This window comes from Alkalimonas sp. NCh-2, assembly GCF_039631345.1.
GTDB classification, from domain to species: domain Bacteria; phylum Pseudomonadota; class Gammaproteobacteria; order Enterobacterales; family Alteromonadaceae; genus Alkalimonas; species Alkalimonas mucilaginosa.
Genome location: NZ_JBDIUV010000004.1, coordinates 285329 through 304409 on the forward strand (window position 1 = coordinate 285329; position 19081 = coordinate 304409).

The following is a 19081-nucleotide window of genomic DNA, read 5'->3' on the forward strand; positions in this document are numbered from 1 at the left end:
GGGTGCTGCAGGTAAGGCAGCATCGGCGAATGAAAAGGGACTCTTGTTGTTAAGGCACCTTTACTCACTGTCACTCTATGTATTGCTACCACTGTTGCTGCTCTATTTCTGGTGGCGGTCACGCAAGGACCCGGCATATCGGCAGCGATTGGCGGAGCGCTTTGGCTTTGGGCTGGCCCGGCAGCTGCAACGCTCTGGTGGCATCGTGGTGCATGCAGTATCGGTGGGCGAGGTGATAGCCGCCATCCCCATGATTCACCAGTTGCAGCAGCAGTATCCTGATAAACCTATTACGGTTACCTGCACTACGCCCACCGGCTCTGCCACAATTCAAAGCCGCCTAGGCTCAGGTGTGCAGCATTGTTATTTGCCGTTAGATTACCCTGGTGCTGTCCGGCGCTTCTTAAAGGCACTGCAACCTGAACTGCTGGTTATTCTGGAGACGGAGTTATGGCCTAATTTGTTGCAGAGCTGTGCCAGGCGGGCTATTCCTGTGGTGGTGGTAAATGCCCGTTTATCGGCACGCTCTGCCAGAGGCTATCGCCGTTTCGCTGCATTTACACGGCCTTTATTGCAGCATATCAAGCTGCTGCTGGCTCAGGATCGTGCCAGTGCCAGACGGTTTCGGGCTTTAGGGTATCAGGGAGATTTACAGGTTACAGGTAATCTGAAGTTTGAGCTGGCAGTGCCTGCTACTACCGGTGACCTGCTTGCTCGCTTTAAACCGGCTTTTGCCGGCCGGATAGTTTGGGTCGCAGCCAGCACCCATGCTGGCGAAGATGAGCAACTGCTGGCAATGTATCCCCGGTTAAAGCAACAATTCCCTGAACTTTTACTGCTGCTGGTACCGCGCCATCCAGAGCGCTTTGAGCAGGTGGCGGGCTTGGTAGCACAAGCAGGCCTTAGTTTATGGCGGCGCAGCAGCATTGCCTTGTCTGATACCTCGACCCCCGTGCCGGTTTTAAAAAGTGATATTGTCCTGGGTGATTCGATGGGGGAATTGTTGGCCTGGTATCAACTGGCAGACTTAGTTTTTATTGGCGGAAGTTTGATTAAACGCGGTGGTCATAACCCGTTGGAAGCCATTTGCTTTGGCAAGGCGGTGCAGAGTGGCCCCTGGTTTTTTAATTTTAACGATGTGTACCGGCAGCTGCAGCAGCAGCAGGCGGTGACCCTGGTAGCCGACAGCAATGAACTGGCAGAGAGTACCCGCCGGTTGCTTACGGATACAGCCGGACGGCAGGCGCAAGGAAAGCGTGGCCATACTTTTTTCTTGCAACAGCAGGGGGCGATGAGTCGCACCGTGCGGGCAATAGACACACTGGTGATGGGAACTATGATGCAATCATCCATGCAACAGGAGCAGGACTATCAGGTCAAGCAACAGGGCAATGCCATCTACTGGTTTGAGCCGGCCTTTTTCCAGGATATATCCGCAGAACACTTTCAAAGCCATTGGTGGCAACAGCAGCAGGCTGTGATTGGCAGCTCCGCTGGTCGTAATACCGCCTATTTTGTCCGGCATCAGCAGCACAACTTGGTTCTGCGGCACTATTATCGTGGTGGCTTGGTGGGAAAAGTACTGCATGATCAGTTCCTGATGCAGCCGGTACAGACCAGTCGTGCCATGCAGGAATATCAACTGCTAAGTTGGATGCGGCAACAAGGGTTGGCTGTACCCAGGCCAGTAGCGGCTTCTTATCAGCGCAGTGGCCTGATTTATCGGGCAGACTTACTGATTGAACTGATCCCTGACAGCAAGGATCTTGCTGCGATTTTGCAACAGCGGGCTTTAAGCGGGTCTGAGTGGCAGGCGGTGGGTGCTGCAATAGCCCAGATGCATCAATTGGGGGTGTATCACTCTGATCTAAACTGCCGGAACATCCTGCTGGATGGCACAGGGAAAGTCTGGTTAATTGATTTTGACAAATGTGAGCGTCGATCAATGGCGGCATGGACCACTCAGAATCTTGATCGCCTGCTGCGATCCTTCAACAAAGAAAAGGGCAAACTAAACCCCTTCTTTTGGCAAGAGTCTGACTGGCAGCAACTACAGACTGGTTATCAGCAGCAGCTACAGGAGCAATCAAGTGCAGCTTGATTGGGATGTGATTGTGGTTGGGGCCGGTGCCGCCGGGCTGTTTTGTGCCATCGAAGCAGGTAAGCGTGGCCGCCGTGTGCTGGTGCTGGATAATGGCAAACGCATTGGCCGCAAAATTCTGATGTCTGGCGGCGGGCGCTGCAATTTCACCAATATGTATGCCAGCCCGGACAATTTTATTTCGGCCAACCCACATTTTTGTAAGTCGGCGCTAAGCCGCTACACCCAGTGGGATTTTATTGATTTGGTGCAGCGCTACCAAATTCCTTACCACGAGAAAACCCTGGGGCAGTTGTTTTGCGATGACAGCGCCAAAGACATTGTTGCCATGCTGGCGCAGGAGTGCGAACAGGCAGGCGTTCAGATTGCTTTATCGCAGCAAATTACGGCCGTTAGCTCCATTGAGGCCGGTTATCAACTTCATACAGCAACGCATCAGCTGCAGTGCCAGAGCCTGGTGGTAGCCAGTGGTGGCCTGAGCCTGCCGAATTTGGGTGCTACCGCCTTTGGTTATCAGTTGGCTGAGCAATTTGGCTTGAAGGTACTGCCGGTGCGGGCTGGTCTGGTGCCACTAACCTGGCAACCGAGCGATAAAGCAGTGTTTGAAGAAATCAGTGGTGTTTCGCTGCCGGTCACAGCAGAAGCAAACCATACCCTCTTTGCGGAAGACATGCTATTTACCCACCGCGGTTTAAGTGGCCCGGCCATTTTGCAAATCTCCAGTTACTGGCAGCCAGGCGATGAGCTGCTGGTGAATCTGACCCCTGGGCAGGACTTGGTAGGTTTTCTGCAGAGCCAACAACAGCAGCACCCGGCGCAAGAGCTCAAAACCACACTTGCACGTGTAATGCCAAAGCGTCTGGTAGAAAAACTGCTGGCGCTCAATGTGTTTCAGAACCAGCCGCTCAAAGCACTGAGCCCGAAAAGCATTGAGCGGCTGTGCGATAGCCTGAGCCGTTATGTATTCAAGCCCAATGGCACCGAAGGCTACCGCACCGCCGAAGTCACCCTGGGCGGGGTGGATACCAATGAGCTGTCGTCGAAAACCATGGCAGCGAAACATCAGCCTGGCCTGTACTTTATCGGTGAGGTGGTCGATGTCACCGGCTGGCTCGGTGGCTACAACTTTCAGTGGGCCTGGAGCTCGGGCTGGGTCGCCGGTCAATACTGTTAACAGTTCACCTAAGCATTTGTTATCCGCTGCTGCAGTGTTGCTGTAACTGCCATTTGTTTTACCGAGTGCTGATCCATAGTGTAAGCTTGGCTTGGGTAGTGTCTTTTACATGTACGCTATAGTAGCAATGCTACTTTGGAGGAGGTGAGATGTTCGTGTTACGCGATGTCCGAGTTGCTTCACACCGGCTACTTACTTTGCCGGCTTTTTTTATGGCCGCTGTTGTTAGCCAGTCTTTAATAGCTGCCACTCCAGGCAGTTTGAATGCGGTGGATAACAGTAGTACCCATAGTCTGTGTGTCATGGGGAATCAGGGGCTGCAGCATGCTCAAGCGGTCAATGGCCCCGCCACGTTAACAGCAGTCGACTCACTGACAAAAGCCAATGCCGACTTTATGGCCATTGTCGTTAAGTCTTTGCACGACAGATTTGCCGCTGGGGATTTGACTGTAATAGAGGATATGTCGGTAGCCAGCAGTGCTTCCATGGCAATGGCAAGCCCCCAACTTACCACGGCTTTTTCTGGCCTGATGCTGCAAAATTACTGCAGTGCTGATGAATTTGCTGTTAGCGGTTGTGCGACCAGAATTACCCCTGCCGCTATGCCCGGAGCTGCGGATGCCCGGTATCAACGATTGAACACCAAGGTTGATGATGGCAGCTATGTGCGGCGTATCGAGGCAGGACCAACCGAGCAGGGGCCATGGCAGGAAGAGTATCGAATTGAAGGCAAAGTTGGGGACCTTGGTACTATTAGCTTTATTTTTTCAGATGCTAAAGGTGGTGAACGCTTTGATTATCAGCGCTCAGAAAGCGGTGAGGAAAGTGTTCGTCTTACGTCCGAAAGTACCAATTTTTATATTCAGGAGACTAGCCATTGCCATGGGCGTCTGGACTATGATTCACGAACAGAAGATGAACACATTACCTTGAAAAGCGCATGGCAGTTCAACGGCGGTAAAACGACCGGCCAGCTGAGCTATCGCCAGGTGAGTTTGGCGGATGGTGAAGTGGTGGAGCGAAGTTTCCGTTGGTAGCGGACAGCTTGCGTGGTTACACCATGTCAATCTGAAGAGCAGCCTGCGATTTAGTACTTTAAGCGAAACAACAAGTCCATCAGATCCGGTTGCCAGAGATCGTCTTTGCGCACCCGGTTATTTTTCAGCAGCACCCCTTCCTGTTGCAATAACTGACGTTGTTGTTTGGCTGTGTCTGAGCCTGCAGCAAAAGCCAGGCTGCGATCACTGCGTAGTACTCGGTACCAGGGAAGTGCCAGTTCTTTGGGCGCAGCGCCAAGTGCTTTGCCGACTAACCGGGCGCGGCCGGGCAGGCCAGCTAAATCGGCAATTTGACCATAGCTGGCGACTTTGCCAGCGGGAATTTGCTGGACTGTGTACCAAATCTGTTGGTAGTAACTCTGTGATACTGTCTTGTTTAGTAACATACTTTATGATTTGTACTTATAGTTAAGGAATTGTTTTAAGGTTTTGCCTTTTTCGTCCGGGTCTGGTAGATTTCGCGGCCTTTAATCAGGCTTTTGCTGGTGATCTATGTCGTCGGATGTGCTGTTGTCTCTTATCATTCCTTTTTACAATGTTGGTATGCACTTTAAGCCACTGCTGGATTCTTTGTCCAGGCAGTTGATTGAAGGTGTGGAGGTAGTATTGGTTTGTGATGGAGCGACGGACAACAGTCTGGCTGTAGCACAACAGCATCTGGCTGCTTCTCCTTCACCGCAGCGCTATCAGTTGCTGCAACAAGCCAACGCCGGAGTCAGTGCGGCCAGAAATCTGGGGATCCAGCATGCCAGAGGGAGCTATATTGGCTTTGTTGATGCCGACGATGTACTGCTGGATGGTTACAGTGAGCAGCTGTTGTCGGTGATACGGCAATATCAGCCTGATCTGATTGAGTTGGGCTTTAAACGTTTTGTTGAACTGCCCATGCTTTCTGAGGCCAAGCCACGTTATCTGCATCGGCATCATGGGATGCGCAGTTGTATGCAGATGGCTCCGGCAGTGTTCAAAGCAAACCGCTGGTACCCCTGGATGCGAGTGTACAGAAAAGCGATGGCCCCGGATTTTTGCTTTCCACATGGTGTGGCCTTTTGTGAAGACTTAATGGCGTTGCCTGCCTTGTACCAACAGGCAAAAACGCTCTATCACCTGAGGTTACCGTTGTATGGCTATCGGGTGCATGGTAGCAATGCCACCTCGAATGTATGCAGTGAACAGGTGGAAACTATTCGCCAGTTTAGTCTGGCACTTGAGCGGCGGCAGTGTTATCAAAACATGCCTGAGTTGTGGCGCAGCTTATTTCAGGCGCGATTAGCCTATTTGCTGTTCCAGTTGTGGAAAGATACAGGCCGTGATGAGACCATGCCGGCAGTGATGCGGCGACAGCTTCAGAGTATAGCCCGCAGACACTGGTTCAAGCCGGGCTTGTCGTTACGTAAGAAGCTTCACCTGACATTTCCAGATCATTTTTACCGCCTGGACAGGCGGCAGCATAAACTCGATTGTGTCTCTGGCATGAAAAACTGAGCCAGTGGCTTACCACAAGTGGCTAGTCATCAGGTGGCCTTGAACGTCTTTTAAGCAATGCGCTGATCATGGGCCACTTCCGAATAGCAGGCCTGAAACAGTACTTTATACAAGGCAAGCTGCATCGCTTCAGCAATTGGCAGGCTGCTTCTGCTTAACTCGTAGTCCAGTTGGTCCACCTGCTGGCGGGCATGACTGAGCATCGGAGGCGGATCTAACTCCATGGCGATCAAGGTCTCGGCGTAGGCACTACTGCGCTCCTGCTTAATGGTTTTGCAGGTGGATAAAGCCGTTTTACCATGCTTATCCCGATAACCTGCGGCACCAAAGGTTCGGCACAAAGTCGGACGCCATTGATAAATACGGCACTGCCCCTGTTTGCCATCAAAGGATAAAGGTTGGTACATCGGGCAGCTGTTACCAGCTGGGGCCGCTTCTAGTTGTGCCAGTGTGGATTCGGCCGTGCCCTGATCAAACAGGTGCATTGCCAGCGGCAACATATCCAGCACCGAGGCTTCGATCTCTGGGTGCAGGCAGCAGGCACCACAACCACTGCGGCAATGAAGACCGCGCACTTGTTGGTAACCGGCGTAGATGTCCGCCATTTCGCCATACACAGCCTCAACACGACGCGACAATTCACGCAGTCGTTGCATAAAGACTCCGAACGAAAAAGCAAATAAAGTAAGAAACGTAGATACTCTGGGAACCAACGGATTGTTGGCGCTGCTATTGTATGCGGCGGATAAAATTCCGGCAACAGAATTTTATCCGCTATGGCGCTGAACGAACTGCGTAGTGTTTCCTGCTCTCTTTGTTTAGAATAACCCAATGATTTAGCTTCTGAGCCAGCCATGGAAATCCTTGTACAGCAGGATGGACGCGATTACTCCACCTTTCGTCTGCCAGCCCGGTTAGAGACCGTTTACCAATGCCAGCACCTGGATGATTTGCGCCAGGTGCCCTTAAAGCCCTTGCCACGGGTGCAGGGGGAGGGCAGTAATACCATCTTTGTGGGTGATGAACTGCCCCCACTGTGTCGTTTTGTTGCCTCTGCCAAAGCTTTGAACCAGTTGGATGGCGACCGCGTTTTGCTGCATGTAGAGGCGGGACACAACTGGCATCAGTTGGTGTGCTGGAGCGTGGAGCAGGGGTTATGGGGCCTGGAGAATCTAGCCTTGATCCCTGGTTCCGTTGGTGCAGCTCCGGTACAAAATATTGGGGCTTATGGCGTTGAGTTAGCTGACCGCTGTCAGTATGTTGATTTTTATCATTGGGATAGCCAGCAACTGCAGCGATTAAGCGTGAACGAGTGCGCTTTTGCTTATCGTGATAGTGTGTTTAAGCATCAACTGGCTGGTAAGGGAGTGATCGTGGCGATAGGCCTGGAGCTGACCAAAAGTCCACGGCGGGTGTTAAGTTATCAGGGGCTGGATCAATTGGCGGAGGATTGCTCACTACAGCAAGTGTTTGCTGCGGTGGTGGCCATTCGCAGGTCCAAGCTGCCGGACCCTGACGAATTGGCTAATTGTGGTAGTTTTTTTAAAAACCCGCTGCTACCGGCACAAGCGGCTCAGGCACTGAAGATACGCTATCCGGGACTGCCTGTTTTTACGCAGAGCGATGGCTACTGCAAACTATCAGCCGCCTGGCTGATTGATCAGGCTGGGTTCAAAGGGAAGAAGCTTGGTGATATTGGTTGTTATAGCCGCCAACCACTGGTACTGGTCAATTATGGTGCCGGCACAGCCTCACAATTACTGCAGTTGATTGCAGCGATTCAATTGCAAGTACAGGCCCGCTTTGGTGTAGCACTGGAGCCTGAAGTTCAGTTGGTGGGCATGTTGGCACAAACGGCTGGAGCAACTCAGGCATGACGGAACACAGTAGCTGGCAAATTCAACGGCGACTGCTGCAGTATTTAAACGATGGTCAATTCTATTCAGGGAGCTGGCTGGGTAAAGAGTTGCAGTTAAGTCGCACAGCCATTGCTAATCATATGCAGCAGTTGCAGCGGCTGGGCTTGGATATTTTTAGCGTGAAAGGGAAAGGCTACCGTCTGGCTACCCCACTGCAGCTCTTGGACCGTGAAGCTATTCAGCAGTGGCAAAGCGATGACAGTGCTCCAATTGAGGTGTTGTCTATCACCGATTCAACCAACTTGCAGTTAATGCAACGATTGCAGCAGGGGGAAGTTCTACCCAAGGGGCTGGTGTTAGTTGCTGAAGCGCAAACTGCGGGTCGGGGGCGGCATGGCCGGCTGTGGTATTCCCCTTTTGCTGCCAGTTTATCATTTTCTATGGCGTGGCAACTGGAGCAGGGCATTCAGGCAGCGATGGGTCTTAGTTTGGTGGTAGGGGTAGCTGTCGCTGAAATGCTGGAAGCAGATTACCAACTATCGCCGCAGTTGAAGTGGCCCAATGATATCTATTTAGCAGGTAAAAAGCTGGCTGGTATTTTGATTGAGTTATCGGGGCAGAGCGATGGCCGTTGTCAACTGGTGATTGGGATTGGCATCAATGTGCAGTTGCCAGCCGGCCAGGCAGCGCGTCAGATTGATCAACCATGGGCTGACCTAACTTCGGTCTTGGGCACTTTGGATCGCAATCAGCTGGTTGCTCGGTTGCAAAGCCGTTGCGCAGGGCAGCTAAGACGCTTTGAATTGCAGGGTTTTGCGCCTTTTCAGGCTGAGTTCAATCGCCGACACTTATTTGCTAATCAAGCTGTACAATTAATGCAGGGGCAGCAACTGGTGCGCGGCATTTGTCATGGTGTGGATGCACAGGGTAATCTGGTGATAGAGAATCAGGGTAAGAAGCAGCTATTTCACGGTGGCGAACTAAGCTTGCGGGCGGAGAACTGAATCATGTATTTGTTGCTTGATATTGGCAATACGCGCAGTAAAGCCATGCTGGCCAGTTGTGCGGGTACTATGCAGCGATTGGATTTGCAAAACAATAAGGTCGATGTATCCAAAGTACAGGCTGTGTATTATGCGGCGGTAGCAGGCCAGGATAAAGTGCAGGCATTGAAAAAGCAGTTGCAGTTACAGCATAAACCCTGGCGCCAAATTGAAAGTGAAGCCCAGATTTTTGGCGTACAGAATTGCTATAACCAGCCCCATTTACTTGGAGTTGATCGTTGGCTAGGTATGCTTGGGGCCAATTGGTTGCTGCCTGGTAGTGATGTATTGGTAGTGGATGCCGGCACGGCAGTGACTCTGGATTGGCTAAGTGCTACCGGTCAGCATCTGGGGGGCTGGATCCTGCCCGGCTTGAAGCTACAGCAGCAAAGTGTGGTACAAAAAACGGCTAAAGTTTTTAATGCCGATACCCATCAGGCCCGTTTGGCACTTGGGGATGATACGGTGTCGTGCCTGCAGAATGGTTGTCTGGTAGCTGTGCTCGGAGCCATTGCCCAAGCCTGGCAGTTGCAGCCGATGCAACAGTTGTTACTAACAGGTGGTGATGCACAGTTGCTGGCGTCGTATCTGAAACAGTACCCGTTACGATTGGAGCCTGATTTGCTATTTTATGGCCTTGGACGTTTTATTGATAGTTAAAGGGGAACACAGCCGAAAACCAGGGTTTTGGCTAAGAATTGGGCATTCAATGCATTTAATTGCACTTTTCGCTTTTTTTCTGTTGCGCCTGCCAAATCATTCTACTAGAATTCGCACCCACTGACGTTGTGCCGCTTTAGCTCAGTTGGTAGAGCAACTGACTTGTAATCAGTAGGTCATCCGTTCGACTCGGATAAGCGGCACCATTAGTGGAGGGGTTCCCGAGTGGTCAAAGGGATCAGACTGTAAATCTGCCGGCTCAGCCTTCGAAGGTTCGAATCCTTCCCCCTCCACCACTTTCGTCAGCCATGGCTACGAGTAGATTGCGGGCATCGTATAATGGCTATTACCTCAGCCTTCCAAGCTGATGATGCGGGTTCGATTCCCGCTGCCCGCTCCAAGCAATTTTCGATGCTGATATAGCTCAGGCGGTAGAGCGCATCCTTGGTAAGGATGAGGTCCCCAGTTCGATTCTGGGTATCAGCACCACTTCTTGTTTCATCTCTCGTAACTACATCCTAATATTTTGCATGAACCGCCGTTAAAGGAAGGGTTTTTATTATGGCTAAGGCTAAATTTGAACGCGTAAAACCGCACGTAAACGTAGGTACTATCGGCCACGTTGACCACGGTAAAACAACTCTGACTGCAGCTATCACGAACGTGTTGGCAAAGACTTACGGCGGTCAGGCATTTGCTTTTGATCAAATCGACAAAGCACCTGAAGAAAAAGCCCGTGGTATTACCATCAATACCTCACACGTAGAATACGACACGCCAACCCGCCACTACGCGCACGTAGATTGCCCGGGTCACGCTGACTACGTGAAAAACATGATCACTGGTGCTGCGCAGATGGACGGCGCGATTCTGGTAGTTGCCGCGACTGACGGTCCTATGCCACAGACGCGTGAGCACATCCTGCTGTCTCGTCAGGTAGGTGTACCTTTCATCATCGTGTTCATGAACAAGTGTGACATGGTTGATGATGAAGAGCTGTTAGAGCTGGTCGAGATGGAAGTGCGTGAGTTGCTGTCTGACTACGACTTCCCAGGCGACGATCTGCCAGTGATTCAGGGTTCAGCTCTGAAAGCGCTGGAAGGCGATGCAGAGTGGGAAAAGAAAATCCTGGAGCTGGGCGAAGCGTTAGACACGTACATCCCAGAGCCGGTACGTGCGATTGATAAGCCATTCATCATGCCAATCGAAGACGTATTCTCAATTGCTGGTCGCGGAACTGTAGTAACAGGTCGTGTTGAGCAGGGCATCATCAAAGTTGGTGAGGAAGTAGAGATTGTAGGTATCCGTGATACCACCAAGACGACTTGTACCGGCGTTGAAATGTTCCGTAAGCTGCTGGACGAAGGCCGTGCAGGTGAGAACGTAGGTGCGCTGTTGCGTGGTACCAAGCGTGAAGACGTAGAGCGTGGTCAGGTTCTGGCGAAGCCAGGTTCTATCAAGCCACACACCAAGTTCGAAGGTGAAGTGTACGTATTGTCAAAAGACGAAGGTGGCCGTCACACGCCATTCTTCAAAGGCTACCGTCCACAGTTCTATTTCCGTACTACTGACGTAACTGGTGCGGTAGAGCTGCCAGAAGGCGTAGAGATGGTAATGCCAGGCGACAACCTGAAGTTCGTGGTAGAGCTGATTGCTCCAATCGCAATGGACGAAGGTCTGCGTTTTGCAATCCGTGAAGGCGGCCGTACTGTAGGTGCGGGCGTGGTATCAAAAATCATCGCTTAATTGCCGGTGATGTAAGAAGAAGGCTCCGTAAGGGGCCTTTTCCGTCTCAGATGGAAAAAGCTTTGAATGCTACCGGTTAGGCTTGCCTTAACCTATGAAGGCAGTATAATGAGCGGCTATTTTGAGTACTGCTTAAAAGCAGTGAACCGTTTTTTGCAGGGGCATAGTTCCAATTGGTAGAACAGCGGTCTCCAAAACCGACGGTTGGGGGTTCGAATCCCTCTGCCCCTGCCAACATATCCAGAGCATCTGTGATGCTGTGATGAAAGCATGTATCGGCGAAGCCGAGCTGAGGTGAAAGTAAGCATGAGTGCAACGAGTGAAACCCCAAAAAGCAGTCTGGATTCCGTAAAGTGGCTGGCCGTTTTTGCGCTGCTGTCACTGGTGGTAGTCGGTAATTATATGTTTGATTTCGGCACCTTAGAGCGAGCCGTTGCCATCGTGGTTTTGGTGGCTGCTGCCGGGCTGGTTGCAGCACAGACCGCCAAGGGCAAGACTTTCCTTGCTTTTGCCAAGGACGCTCGTACTGAAGTACGTAAAGTCGTTTGGCCTACCCGCCAGGAAACCACCCAAACCACCATTATTGTGATGGTTGCCACGCTGATTGTCGGCTTGCTGCTTTGGGGCCTTGATGCAATATTGTTGCGGGTCGTATCCTTTTTCACCGGTGTAGGAGTTTAATCATGGCGGGTAAGATGCGCTGGTATGTGGTACAGGCTTTTTCTGGCTTCGAGCAAAAGGTAGCTACCTCGCTGCGTGAGCATATCCGAATCCATCAGATGGAAGATAAATTTGGTGAAGTATTAGTCCCTACTGAAGAAGTGGTGGAGATGCGCGCTGGTCAAAAGCGTAAATCCGAGCGGAAGTTTTTCCCGGGTTACGTGCTGGTGCAAATGGAAATGTGTGAGGAAAGCTGGCATCTGGTGAAGAGTGTACCTCGGGTACTGGGCTTCATCGGTGGCACCTCGGATCGTCCTGCACCTATTTCTGAGAAAGAAGCCAACATTATTCTGAACCGTCTGGAAGACAACGCCGACAAACCGAAGCCGAAAACACTGTTTGAAGCTGGTGAAGTGGTGCGTGTGACTGAAGGTCCATTTGCCGATTTCAACGGTGTGGTAGAAGAAGTCGATTACGAGAAGAGTCGGGTCAAAGTGTCTGTGCTTATTTTTGGCCGTTCTACCCCGGTCGATCTGGAGTTTGGTCAGGTCGAAAAAGCCTAAATTTTATTCATTGATTCCGGCCGCCGATTGCTTTATGATCTGCGGCCTTTTTAACCAAGGGGAGCCGTTCGAGTAAATGTCCTCGCATTTACGAGGCTAAGACCCGATACAGAGGTGTACTATGGCAAAGAAAGTCACTGCATTAATTAAATTGCAGGTAAAAGCCGGTATGGCAAACCCGTCACCACCAGTTGGTCCAGCGTTGGGTCAACACGGTGTGAATATCATGGAATTCTGTAAAGGTTTCAACGCCAAAACAGATTCCATTGAAAAAGGCATGCCAATCCCAGTTGTGATCACTGTGTACAGCGATCGTTCTTTCACCTTCGAAACCAAAACGCCACCAGCATCTTTTCTGTTGCTGAAAGCCGCTGGTTTGAAGAGCGGTTCTGGTCAGCCGAATACCAAGAAAGTTGGTAAGGTGACTCAGGCGCAAATCGACGAAATCGTCAAATTGAAAGAGCCGGATCTGACTGCTGCAGATCACGACGCTGCCGCGCGTACCATCGCTGGTACTGCTCGTTCAATGGGCCTGGTAGTGGAGGGGTAAGACATGGCTAAATTATCAAAGCGTGCAAAATTGATCCGTGAAAAAGTAGATTCCACTCGTGAATACGATTTTCAGGATGCAGTCACTCTGCTGAAAGAACTGGCAACTGCTAAGTTCGTTGAAAGCGTTGATGTAGCGGTAAATTTGGGTATCGATGCCCGTAAGTCTGATCAAAACGTGCGTGGTGCTACCGTACTGCCTCACGGTACTGGTCGTGATGTTCGTGTTGCTGTATTCACTCAGGGTGCCAACGCCGAAGCTGCTAAAGCTGCCGGTGCGGATATCGTAGGGATGGAAGATTTGGCCGAACAGGTCAAAAAAGGCGAAATGAACTTTGACGTGGTGATTGCCTCTCCAGACGCTATGCGTGTGGTCGGTGCCTTGGGCCAGATCTTAGGTCCACGCGGCCTGATGCCAAACCCAAAAACCGGTACTGTTACCCCTAACGTAGCCGAAGCAGTGAAAAACGCTAAAGCTGGTCAGGTTCGTTACCGCAACGACAAAAACGGCATCATCCACACTACCATCGGTAAAGTGGATTTTGACGCAGACAAATTGAAAGAAAACCTGGAAGCTCTGCTGGTAGCACTGAAACGTGCTAAGCCATCCGTTGCGAAAGGTGTTTTCATCAAGAAAGTCACGATTTCTTCGACCATGGGTGCAGGTATTGCCCTGAACCAGGCTTCCCTGGCTTCTCAGGTCTAAGCTCCGAAGAAATGGTGCTTTACAGAATGGCAGGGGTTGCGATATAATCCCGCGTTCTTTTTTTAGGGTAGAAGTGGTTGTTTTGCTTGCAAAGTGGCCGCTTCCGTCCGAGACCGTAGGTGCAACAGCATGCTGTTGCTTAATGACTGCCTACGCAGACGGTGTTAGCCCCAGAATTGTATTTAAACTCTTCTGGCTCTCACCGTAAATCGCGCACCGGCATTGTGCCGGTGATGTGTTGGAAAGCCAGGCATTTGTCTGGATGAACCAGGAGTTAAGAGCCAATGGCGATTAAGCTTGATGACAAAAAAGCAATTGTTGCTGAAGTCCAGCAAGCCGCAACTGGTGCTCTTTCTGCCGTAGTCGCTGATGCTCGTGGTGTTACTGTCGATAAAATCACTAGTTTGCGTAAGCAAGCTCGTGCTAATGGTGTCTGGATGCGCGTTGTGCGTAATACCCTGGCCCGTCGTGCAGTGCAAGGCACCTCCTTCGAGTGTCTGAGCGAAACTTTTGTTGGCCCAACGTTAATTGCTTTCTCTAACGAGCACCCAGGTGCAGCGGCACGTCTTTTTAAAGACTTTGCCAAAGAAGAGAAGCTGTTTGAGCTCAAAGGTGCCGCCTTCAACGGTGAAACCGTCAGTATCGATGTGTTAGCAACGCTACCTACGTACGAGGAAGCATTGGCACGTCTGATGAGCACGATGAAAGAAGCAGCAGCTGGCAAATTGGTACGTACCATTGCCGCGGTTCGCGAGCAAAAAGAGCAGCAGGCAGCGTAATTTACGCTGTGTGCAATTAAGAGTTTAATGTAGGCTAAATGCCGTTTAATGTAGGAATTTGTCATGTCTGTAACTAAAGACCAAATTCTAGACGCTATCGCTGAAATGTCTGTCATGGACGTAGTAGAGCTGGTTAGCGCTATGGAAGAAAAGTTCGGTGTATCTGCTGCTGCGGCAGTTGCTGTAGCTGCTGGCGATGCCGGTGCTGCTGCTGAAGAGCAAACCGAGTTCAACGTTGTTCTGGCTGGCGTAGGCGCTAACAAAGTTGCTGTGATCAAAGCAGTACGTGGCGCTACAGGCCTGGGCCTGAAAGAAGCGAAAGATCTGGTTGAGAGCGCTCCAGCTCCAATCAAGGAAGGCGTTTCTAAAGACGAAGCCGAAGCGCTCAAGAAAGAACTTGAAGCCGCTGGTGCGTCTGTTGAAGTTAAGTAATTCGGGCTTGACCCGTCTTACTGCCTGTTAAGCAGGCCGGGCTGGTGATGAATTAATCACCGGCCTTTTTGCGCTGTGGGACTTTGATTTCCCCACCCCAAATGGCAACCAGCTATTGCCATATAAAGCCGCCCGCAGGGCAGTTGGGAAAAAAATCAGCAAGCTGAGGAACCCCATGACTTACTCTTATTCTGAGAAGAAACGTATCCGTAAGGACTTCGGCAAACGTCCAGAAGTATTGGATGTGCCATACCTGTTGTCGATTCAGATCGAATCTTTCAACAAATTTATCGAGCCTGATCCAGAAGGTGATTATGGCCTGGAAGCGGCATTTCGCTCTGTTTTTCCCATCAAAAGCTACTCTGGCAGCGCGGAATTGCAGTACGTCAGCTACCGCATCGGGGAACCTGTTTTTGATGTGAAAGAATGCCAAATCCGTGGTGTCACTTACTCAGCACCGCTGCGGGTGAAACTGCGCATGGTGTTGTTTGATAAAGAAGCACCAGGCACCATCAAAGACATCCGCGAGCAGGAAGTCTACATGGGGGAAATCCCACTGATGACCGAGAACGGTACCTTTGTGATCAATGGTACTGAGCGGGTGATCGTTTCTCAGCTGCATCGTAGCCCGGGTGTGTTCTTTGATCACGACCGCGGCAAAACGCATTCTTCCGGCAAGGTATTGTACAACGCGCGGGTGATTCCATACCGTGGCTCCTGGCTGGACTTCGAATTCGACGCCAAAGACAACCTCTTTGTCCGTATTGACCGCCGCCGTAAACTACCAGCAACGATTTTGTTGCGGGCGCTGGATTTCGATACCGAAACCATTTTAACAACTTTCTTTGAGAACACCCGTTTTGATATCCAGGACGGCAAGTTCATGATGGAAGTCGTGCCTAGCCGTTTGCGTGGTGAAACTGCCGCTTTTGATATCATCGATAACGATGGTGAAGTCATTGTTGAGCAGGGCCGTCGTATTACTGCCCGTCACGTCCGCCAGCTGGAAAAAACCGGCCTGACCATGATGGAAGTACCGGCTGAGTATCTGATTGGTCGGGTACTGGCGAAAAACTACGTCGACGAAGGCACCGGCGAAATTATCGCTGAAGCCAATGCCGAGTTAAATCTTGAGCTGCTTGCGCAATTGGCAAAAGCCGGTTACACCAGTTTTGAAACTTTGTACATCAACGACCTGGATCAAGGTCCTTACATTTCTGAGACCTTGCGTATTGATCCAAGCTCGAACCGGATCGAAGCTCTGGTTGAAATATACCGCATGATGCGTCCTGGTGAACCACCAACACGTGATGCGGCCGAAACTCTGTTTGATAATCTGTTCTTCTCGGAAGATCGCTACGATCTGTCCACCGTCGGCCGGATGAAGTTTAACCGCCGCGTTGGTTTTGATGAAAATACTGGCGAAGGTGTGTTGTCGAAAGACGACATCCTGGCGGTGATGAAGGTCCTAATCGACATTCGTAATGGTAAAGGCGATGTCGATGACATCGATCACCTGGGTAACCGCCGTATCCGCTCTGTGGGTGAAATGGCCGAGAACCAGTTCCGCGTTGGCCTGGTTCGGGTTGAGCGTGCGGTGAAAGAGCGTCTGTCATTAGGCGATCTGGATGCTGTGATGCCACAAGACTTGATCAATGCCAAGCCAATTTCTGCTGCGGTGAAAGAGTTCTTTGGCTCCAGCCAGCTGTCGCAGTTTATGGATCAGAACAACCCATTGTCGGAAGTGACCCACAAGCGTCGTATTTCTGCGCTTGGCCCGGGCGGTTTGACCCGTGAGCGCGCCGGCTTTGAAGTCCGTGACGTGCATCCAACACACTACGGTCGGGTTTGTCCTATCGAGACGCCGGAAGGTCCAAACATCGGTCTGATCAACTCTTTGTCAATGTTTGCTCAAACCAACGAGTATGGTTTCCTGGAAACGCCGTATCGCCGTATTGAAAATGGCGTGGTGACCGACGAAGTTGATTTCCTGTCAGCGATTGAAGAAGGCAATTTTGTGATTGCGCAGGCCAACGCTGAGCTGAGCGATGAAAATCGTCTGGTGGAAGAGTTGGTACCGTGCCGTCACAAAAATGAATTCACGCTGATGCCAGCTGATCAAGTCCAGTACATGGATGTTGCACCACAGCAAATCGTATCTGTGGCAGCTGCATTGATCCCATTCCTTGAGCACGACGATGCCAACCGGGCTTTGATGGGCTCGAACATGCAACGTCAGGCAGTACCTACTCTGCGGGCAGATAAGCCATTGGTAGGTACCGGTGTTGAGCGCGTGGTTGCGAAAGACTCCGGTGTTACTGTGGTGGCTAAGCGTGGCGGTACCATCGACTATGTCGATGCCAGCCGTATCGTGGTGAAGGTACATGAAGATGAAATGGTAGCCGGTGAAGCCGGTATCGACATCTACAACCTGACCAAGTACACCCGTTCCAACCAGAACACCTGTATCAACCAGCGTCCATGCGTTAGCCAGGGCGAGCCAGTTGAACGTGGCGATGTGCTGGCTGATGGCCCGTCTACCGATTTGGGTGAATTGGCACTGGGTCAAAACCTGCGTGTGGCATTTATGCCGTGGAATGGTTACAACTTCGAAGACTCGATTTTGTTGTCCGAGCGTCTGGTTGAAGAAGACCGCCTGACTACCATCCATATTCAGGAACTAAGCTGTATTGCTCGTGATACCAAGCTTGGGCCGGAAGAAATTACCGCCGATATTCCGAATGTCGGTGAGTCTGCCCTGTCGAAGCTGGACGAAGCCGGTATCGTTTACATTGGTGCTGAAGTGAAGAGCGGCGATATTCTGGTCGGTAAGGTGACGCCAAAAGGCGAAAGCCAGCTAACGCCAGAAGAAAAACTGTTGCGTGCTATCTTCGGTGAAAAAGCCTCTGACGTGAAAGATACCTCGCTGCGGGTGCCTAACTCTGTCAACGGAACTGTCATCGACGTGCAGGTCTTTACCCGTGATGGCGTGGAAAAAGATCAACGTGCCCGTGAAATTGAGGACATGGAAATTCGTCAGGCCAAAAAAGATCTGAATGAAGAGTTCCGTATCCTGGAGCAAGGTATTTTCGAGCGTGCTCGCAACCTGCTGGAATCTGCTGGTGTTGACCGTGCCAAGCTGGCGACGTTAAAAGGTGATGGCTTGTTTAACCAGAGCATCAGCGATGATCAGAAGCAAAGTGATCTGGAGCAACTGGCGGCCCAGTACGAAGAAATTCGTGCCGAGTACGACAAGAAGTTCGAAGTGAAGCGCCGTAAAATCAGCCAGGGTGATGATTTGGCACCTGGTGTGCTGAAAATCGTTAAAGTCTATCTGGCAGTGAAGCGTCGTATTCAGCCGGGTGACAAGATGGCCGGTCGCCATGGTAACAAGGGTGTTATCTCCACCATCGTACCAGTGGAAGACATGCCATACGATGAGCGTGGTCGTCCGGTCGATATCGTGCTGAACCCGCTGGGTGTTCCATCGCGGATGAACATTGGTCAGATCCTGGAAACCCACCTGGGACTTGCAGCACGCGGCATCGGTGAGAAAATCGATACCATGCTGCAAGAGCAGCGTGAAATTGGCGAGCTGCGTGAGTTCCTACAACGCGCATACAGCTTGGGCGAGTCGCGTCAGCAAGTCGATATCACTACCTTCAGCGATGATGAAGTGGTGCGGTTGGCCAACAACCTGCGCAAAGGTTTACCTATTGCCACACCAGTGTTCGACGGTGCCAAAGAGTCTGAGATCAAAGAGTTGTTGGAGCTGGCAGACCTGCCATCCAGCGGTCAGATCACTTTGTACGATGGCCGTACCGGCAATGCCTTTGAGCGTAAAGTCACGGTTGGTTACATGTACATGCTGAAGCTGAACCACCTGGTTGATGACAAAATGCATGCCCGTTCTACCGGCTCTTACAGCCTGGTTACCCAGCAGCCGTTGGGTGGTAAGGCGCAGTTCGGTGGTCAGCGCTTCGGTGAGATGGAAGTCTGGGCACTGGAAGCTTACGGTGCCGCTTACACCCTGCAGGAAATGCTGACGGTGAAATCGGATGACGTCAATGGCCGTACTAAGATGTATAAAAACATCGTGGATGGCGACCACCGGATGGAGCCTGGCATGCCAGAGTCGTTCAACGTACTGATGAAAGAAATCCGTTCGCTCGGGATCAATATCGAATTGGAAGAGGAATAAGCCCCACGTTCCATGGCGTGATGGAGCCTGGCAGCAGGCTCCATCGGTTTACCCTCTTACAGGAG

At 51.3% G+C, this 19081-nt stretch carries 17 protein-coding genes and 5 tRNA genes; 20 read left to right on the top strand and 2 right to left on the bottom strand.

Features of this window, described 5'->3' with window-relative positions:
* Window positions 1–46: 46 nt before the first annotated feature.
* From waaA to ABC502_RS12705, 3 genes are all read left to right on the top strand, one after another.
* Window positions 47–2101 carry a lipid IV(A) 3-deoxy-D-manno-octulosonic acid transferase gene (waaA, locus tag ABC502_RS12695; protein ID WP_345916128.1) on the top strand — a complete coding sequence of 685 codons (2055 nt, stop codon included), beginning with the start codon at window positions 47–49 and terminating at the stop codon, window positions 2099–2101.
* Entirely contained in the window at window positions 2091–3275 is a 1185-nt protein-coding gene (locus tag ABC502_RS12700) for an NAD(P)/FAD-dependent oxidoreductase (RefSeq protein WP_345916130.1), read from the top strand. The genes waaA and ABC502_RS12700 overlap by 11 nt, the downstream gene beginning before the upstream one ends.
* A 149-nt stretch (window positions 3276–3424) precedes the next feature.
* Window positions 3425–4312 (top strand): hypothetical protein, encoded by an 888-nt coding sequence (locus tag ABC502_RS12705; protein WP_345916131.1) that lies wholly within the window; start codon window positions 3425–3427, stop codon window positions 4310–4312.
* A gap of 50 nt (window positions 4313–4362) precedes the next feature.
* Here ABC502_RS12705 and ABC502_RS12710 read toward each other — a convergent pair whose 3' ends face one another.
* Window positions 4363–4719, bottom strand: coding sequence for an MGMT family protein (locus ABC502_RS12710; protein WP_330089330.1), 357 nt, complete (start codon window positions 4717–4719; stop codon window positions 4363–4365).
* 106 nt (window positions 4720–4825) lie between these two features.
* Here ABC502_RS12710 and ABC502_RS12715 point away from each other — a divergent pair, with 106 nt between their 5' ends.
* The gene (locus ABC502_RS12715) at window positions 4826–5818 is read left to right on the top strand and encodes a glycosyltransferase (RefSeq protein ID WP_345916132.1); all 993 of its coding nucleotides are present in this window, start codon (window positions 4826–4828) and stop codon (window positions 5816–5818) included.
* 50 nt (window positions 5819–5868) lie between these two features.
* On the opposite strand, the gene ABC502_RS12720 is transcribed toward ABC502_RS12715, so the two are convergent.
* Window positions 5869–6474, bottom strand: a complete 606-nt coding sequence (locus tag ABC502_RS12720) for a YkgJ family cysteine cluster protein (RefSeq protein WP_345916133.1) — start codon at window positions 6472–6474, stop codon at window positions 5869–5871.
* 198 nt (window positions 6475–6672) lie between these two features.
* Between ABC502_RS12720 and murB the strand changes: the two genes are divergently transcribed.
* From murB to rpoB, 16 genes are all read left to right on the top strand, one after another.
* Window positions 6673–7695, top strand: coding sequence for a UDP-N-acetylmuramate dehydrogenase (gene murB, locus ABC502_RS12725; protein WP_345916134.1), 1023 nt, complete (start codon window positions 6673–6675; stop codon window positions 7693–7695).
* On the top strand, window positions 7692–8681 hold the full coding sequence (gene birA, locus ABC502_RS12730; RefSeq protein WP_345916135.1) for a bifunctional biotin--[acetyl-CoA-carboxylase] ligase/biotin operon repressor BirA: 990 nt from the start codon (window positions 7692–7694) through the stop codon (window positions 8679–8681). Before murB ends, birA begins: the two co-directional genes overlap by 4 nt.
* Before the next feature lie 3 nt (window positions 8682–8684).
* Window positions 8685–9380, top strand: a complete 696-nt coding sequence (locus ABC502_RS12735; protein WP_345916136.1) for a type III pantothenate kinase — start codon at window positions 8685–8687, stop codon at window positions 9378–9380.
* Window positions 9381–9510: 130 nt separating this feature from the next.
* Window positions 9511–9586 (top strand) — tRNA-Thr (locus ABC502_RS12740).
* A gap of 5 nt (window positions 9587–9591) precedes the next feature.
* Window positions 9592–9676 (top strand) — tRNA-Tyr (locus ABC502_RS12745).
* Window positions 9677–9705: 29 nt separating this feature from the next.
* Window positions 9706–9780: transfer RNA gene (locus ABC502_RS12750), tRNA-Gly, on the top strand.
* A 13-nt stretch (window positions 9781–9793) separates the two neighbouring features.
* Window positions 9794–9869 (top strand) — tRNA-Thr (locus ABC502_RS12755).
* 72 nt (window positions 9870–9941) lie between these two features.
* The gene (gene tuf, locus ABC502_RS12760) at window positions 9942–11126 is read left to right on the top strand and encodes an elongation factor Tu (RefSeq protein ID WP_345916137.1); all 1185 of its coding nucleotides are present in this window, start codon (window positions 9942–9944) and stop codon (window positions 11124–11126) included.
* 157 nt (window positions 11127–11283) lie between these two features.
* Window positions 11284–11360 (top strand) — tRNA-Trp (locus ABC502_RS12765).
* Window positions 11361–11432: 72 nt separating this feature from the next.
* On the top strand, window positions 11433–11807 hold the full coding sequence (gene secE, locus ABC502_RS12770; RefSeq protein WP_330089363.1) for a preprotein translocase subunit SecE: 375 nt from the start codon (window positions 11433–11435) through the stop codon (window positions 11805–11807).
* A 2-nt stretch (window positions 11808–11809) separates the two neighbouring features.
* Window positions 11810–12349, top strand: coding sequence for a transcription termination/antitermination protein NusG (gene nusG, locus ABC502_RS12775; protein WP_330089364.1), 540 nt, complete (start codon window positions 11810–11812; stop codon window positions 12347–12349).
* 121 nt (window positions 12350–12470) lie between these two features.
* Window positions 12471–12899, top strand: coding sequence for a 50S ribosomal protein L11 (gene rplK / locus ABC502_RS12780; RefSeq protein ID WP_305894757.1), 429 nt, complete (start codon window positions 12471–12473; stop codon window positions 12897–12899).
* Between the two features lie 3 nt (window positions 12900–12902).
* Window positions 12903–13604 carry a 50S ribosomal protein L1 gene (gene rplA, locus ABC502_RS12785; RefSeq protein ID WP_330089365.1) on the top strand — a complete coding sequence of 234 codons (702 nt, stop codon included), beginning with the start codon at window positions 12903–12905 and terminating at the stop codon, window positions 13602–13604.
* Window positions 13605–13888: 284 nt separating this feature from the next.
* Window positions 13889–14383, top strand: a complete 495-nt coding sequence (gene rplJ, locus ABC502_RS12790) for a 50S ribosomal protein L10 (RefSeq protein ID WP_330089366.1) — start codon at window positions 13889–13891, stop codon at window positions 14381–14383.
* Between the two features lie 63 nt (window positions 14384–14446).
* Window positions 14447–14815: a 50S ribosomal protein L7/L12 gene (gene rplL, locus ABC502_RS12795; protein ID WP_330089367.1), complete on the top strand. Its 369-nt coding sequence runs from the start codon at window positions 14447–14449 to the stop codon at window positions 14813–14815.
* Window positions 14816–14990: 175 nt separating this feature from the next.
* The gene (gene rpoB / locus ABC502_RS12800; RefSeq protein ID WP_330089368.1) at window positions 14991–19016 is read left to right on the top strand and encodes a DNA-directed RNA polymerase subunit beta; all 4026 of its coding nucleotides are present in this window, start codon (window positions 14991–14993) and stop codon (window positions 19014–19016) included.
* Window positions 19017–19081: the final 65 nt, after the last annotated feature.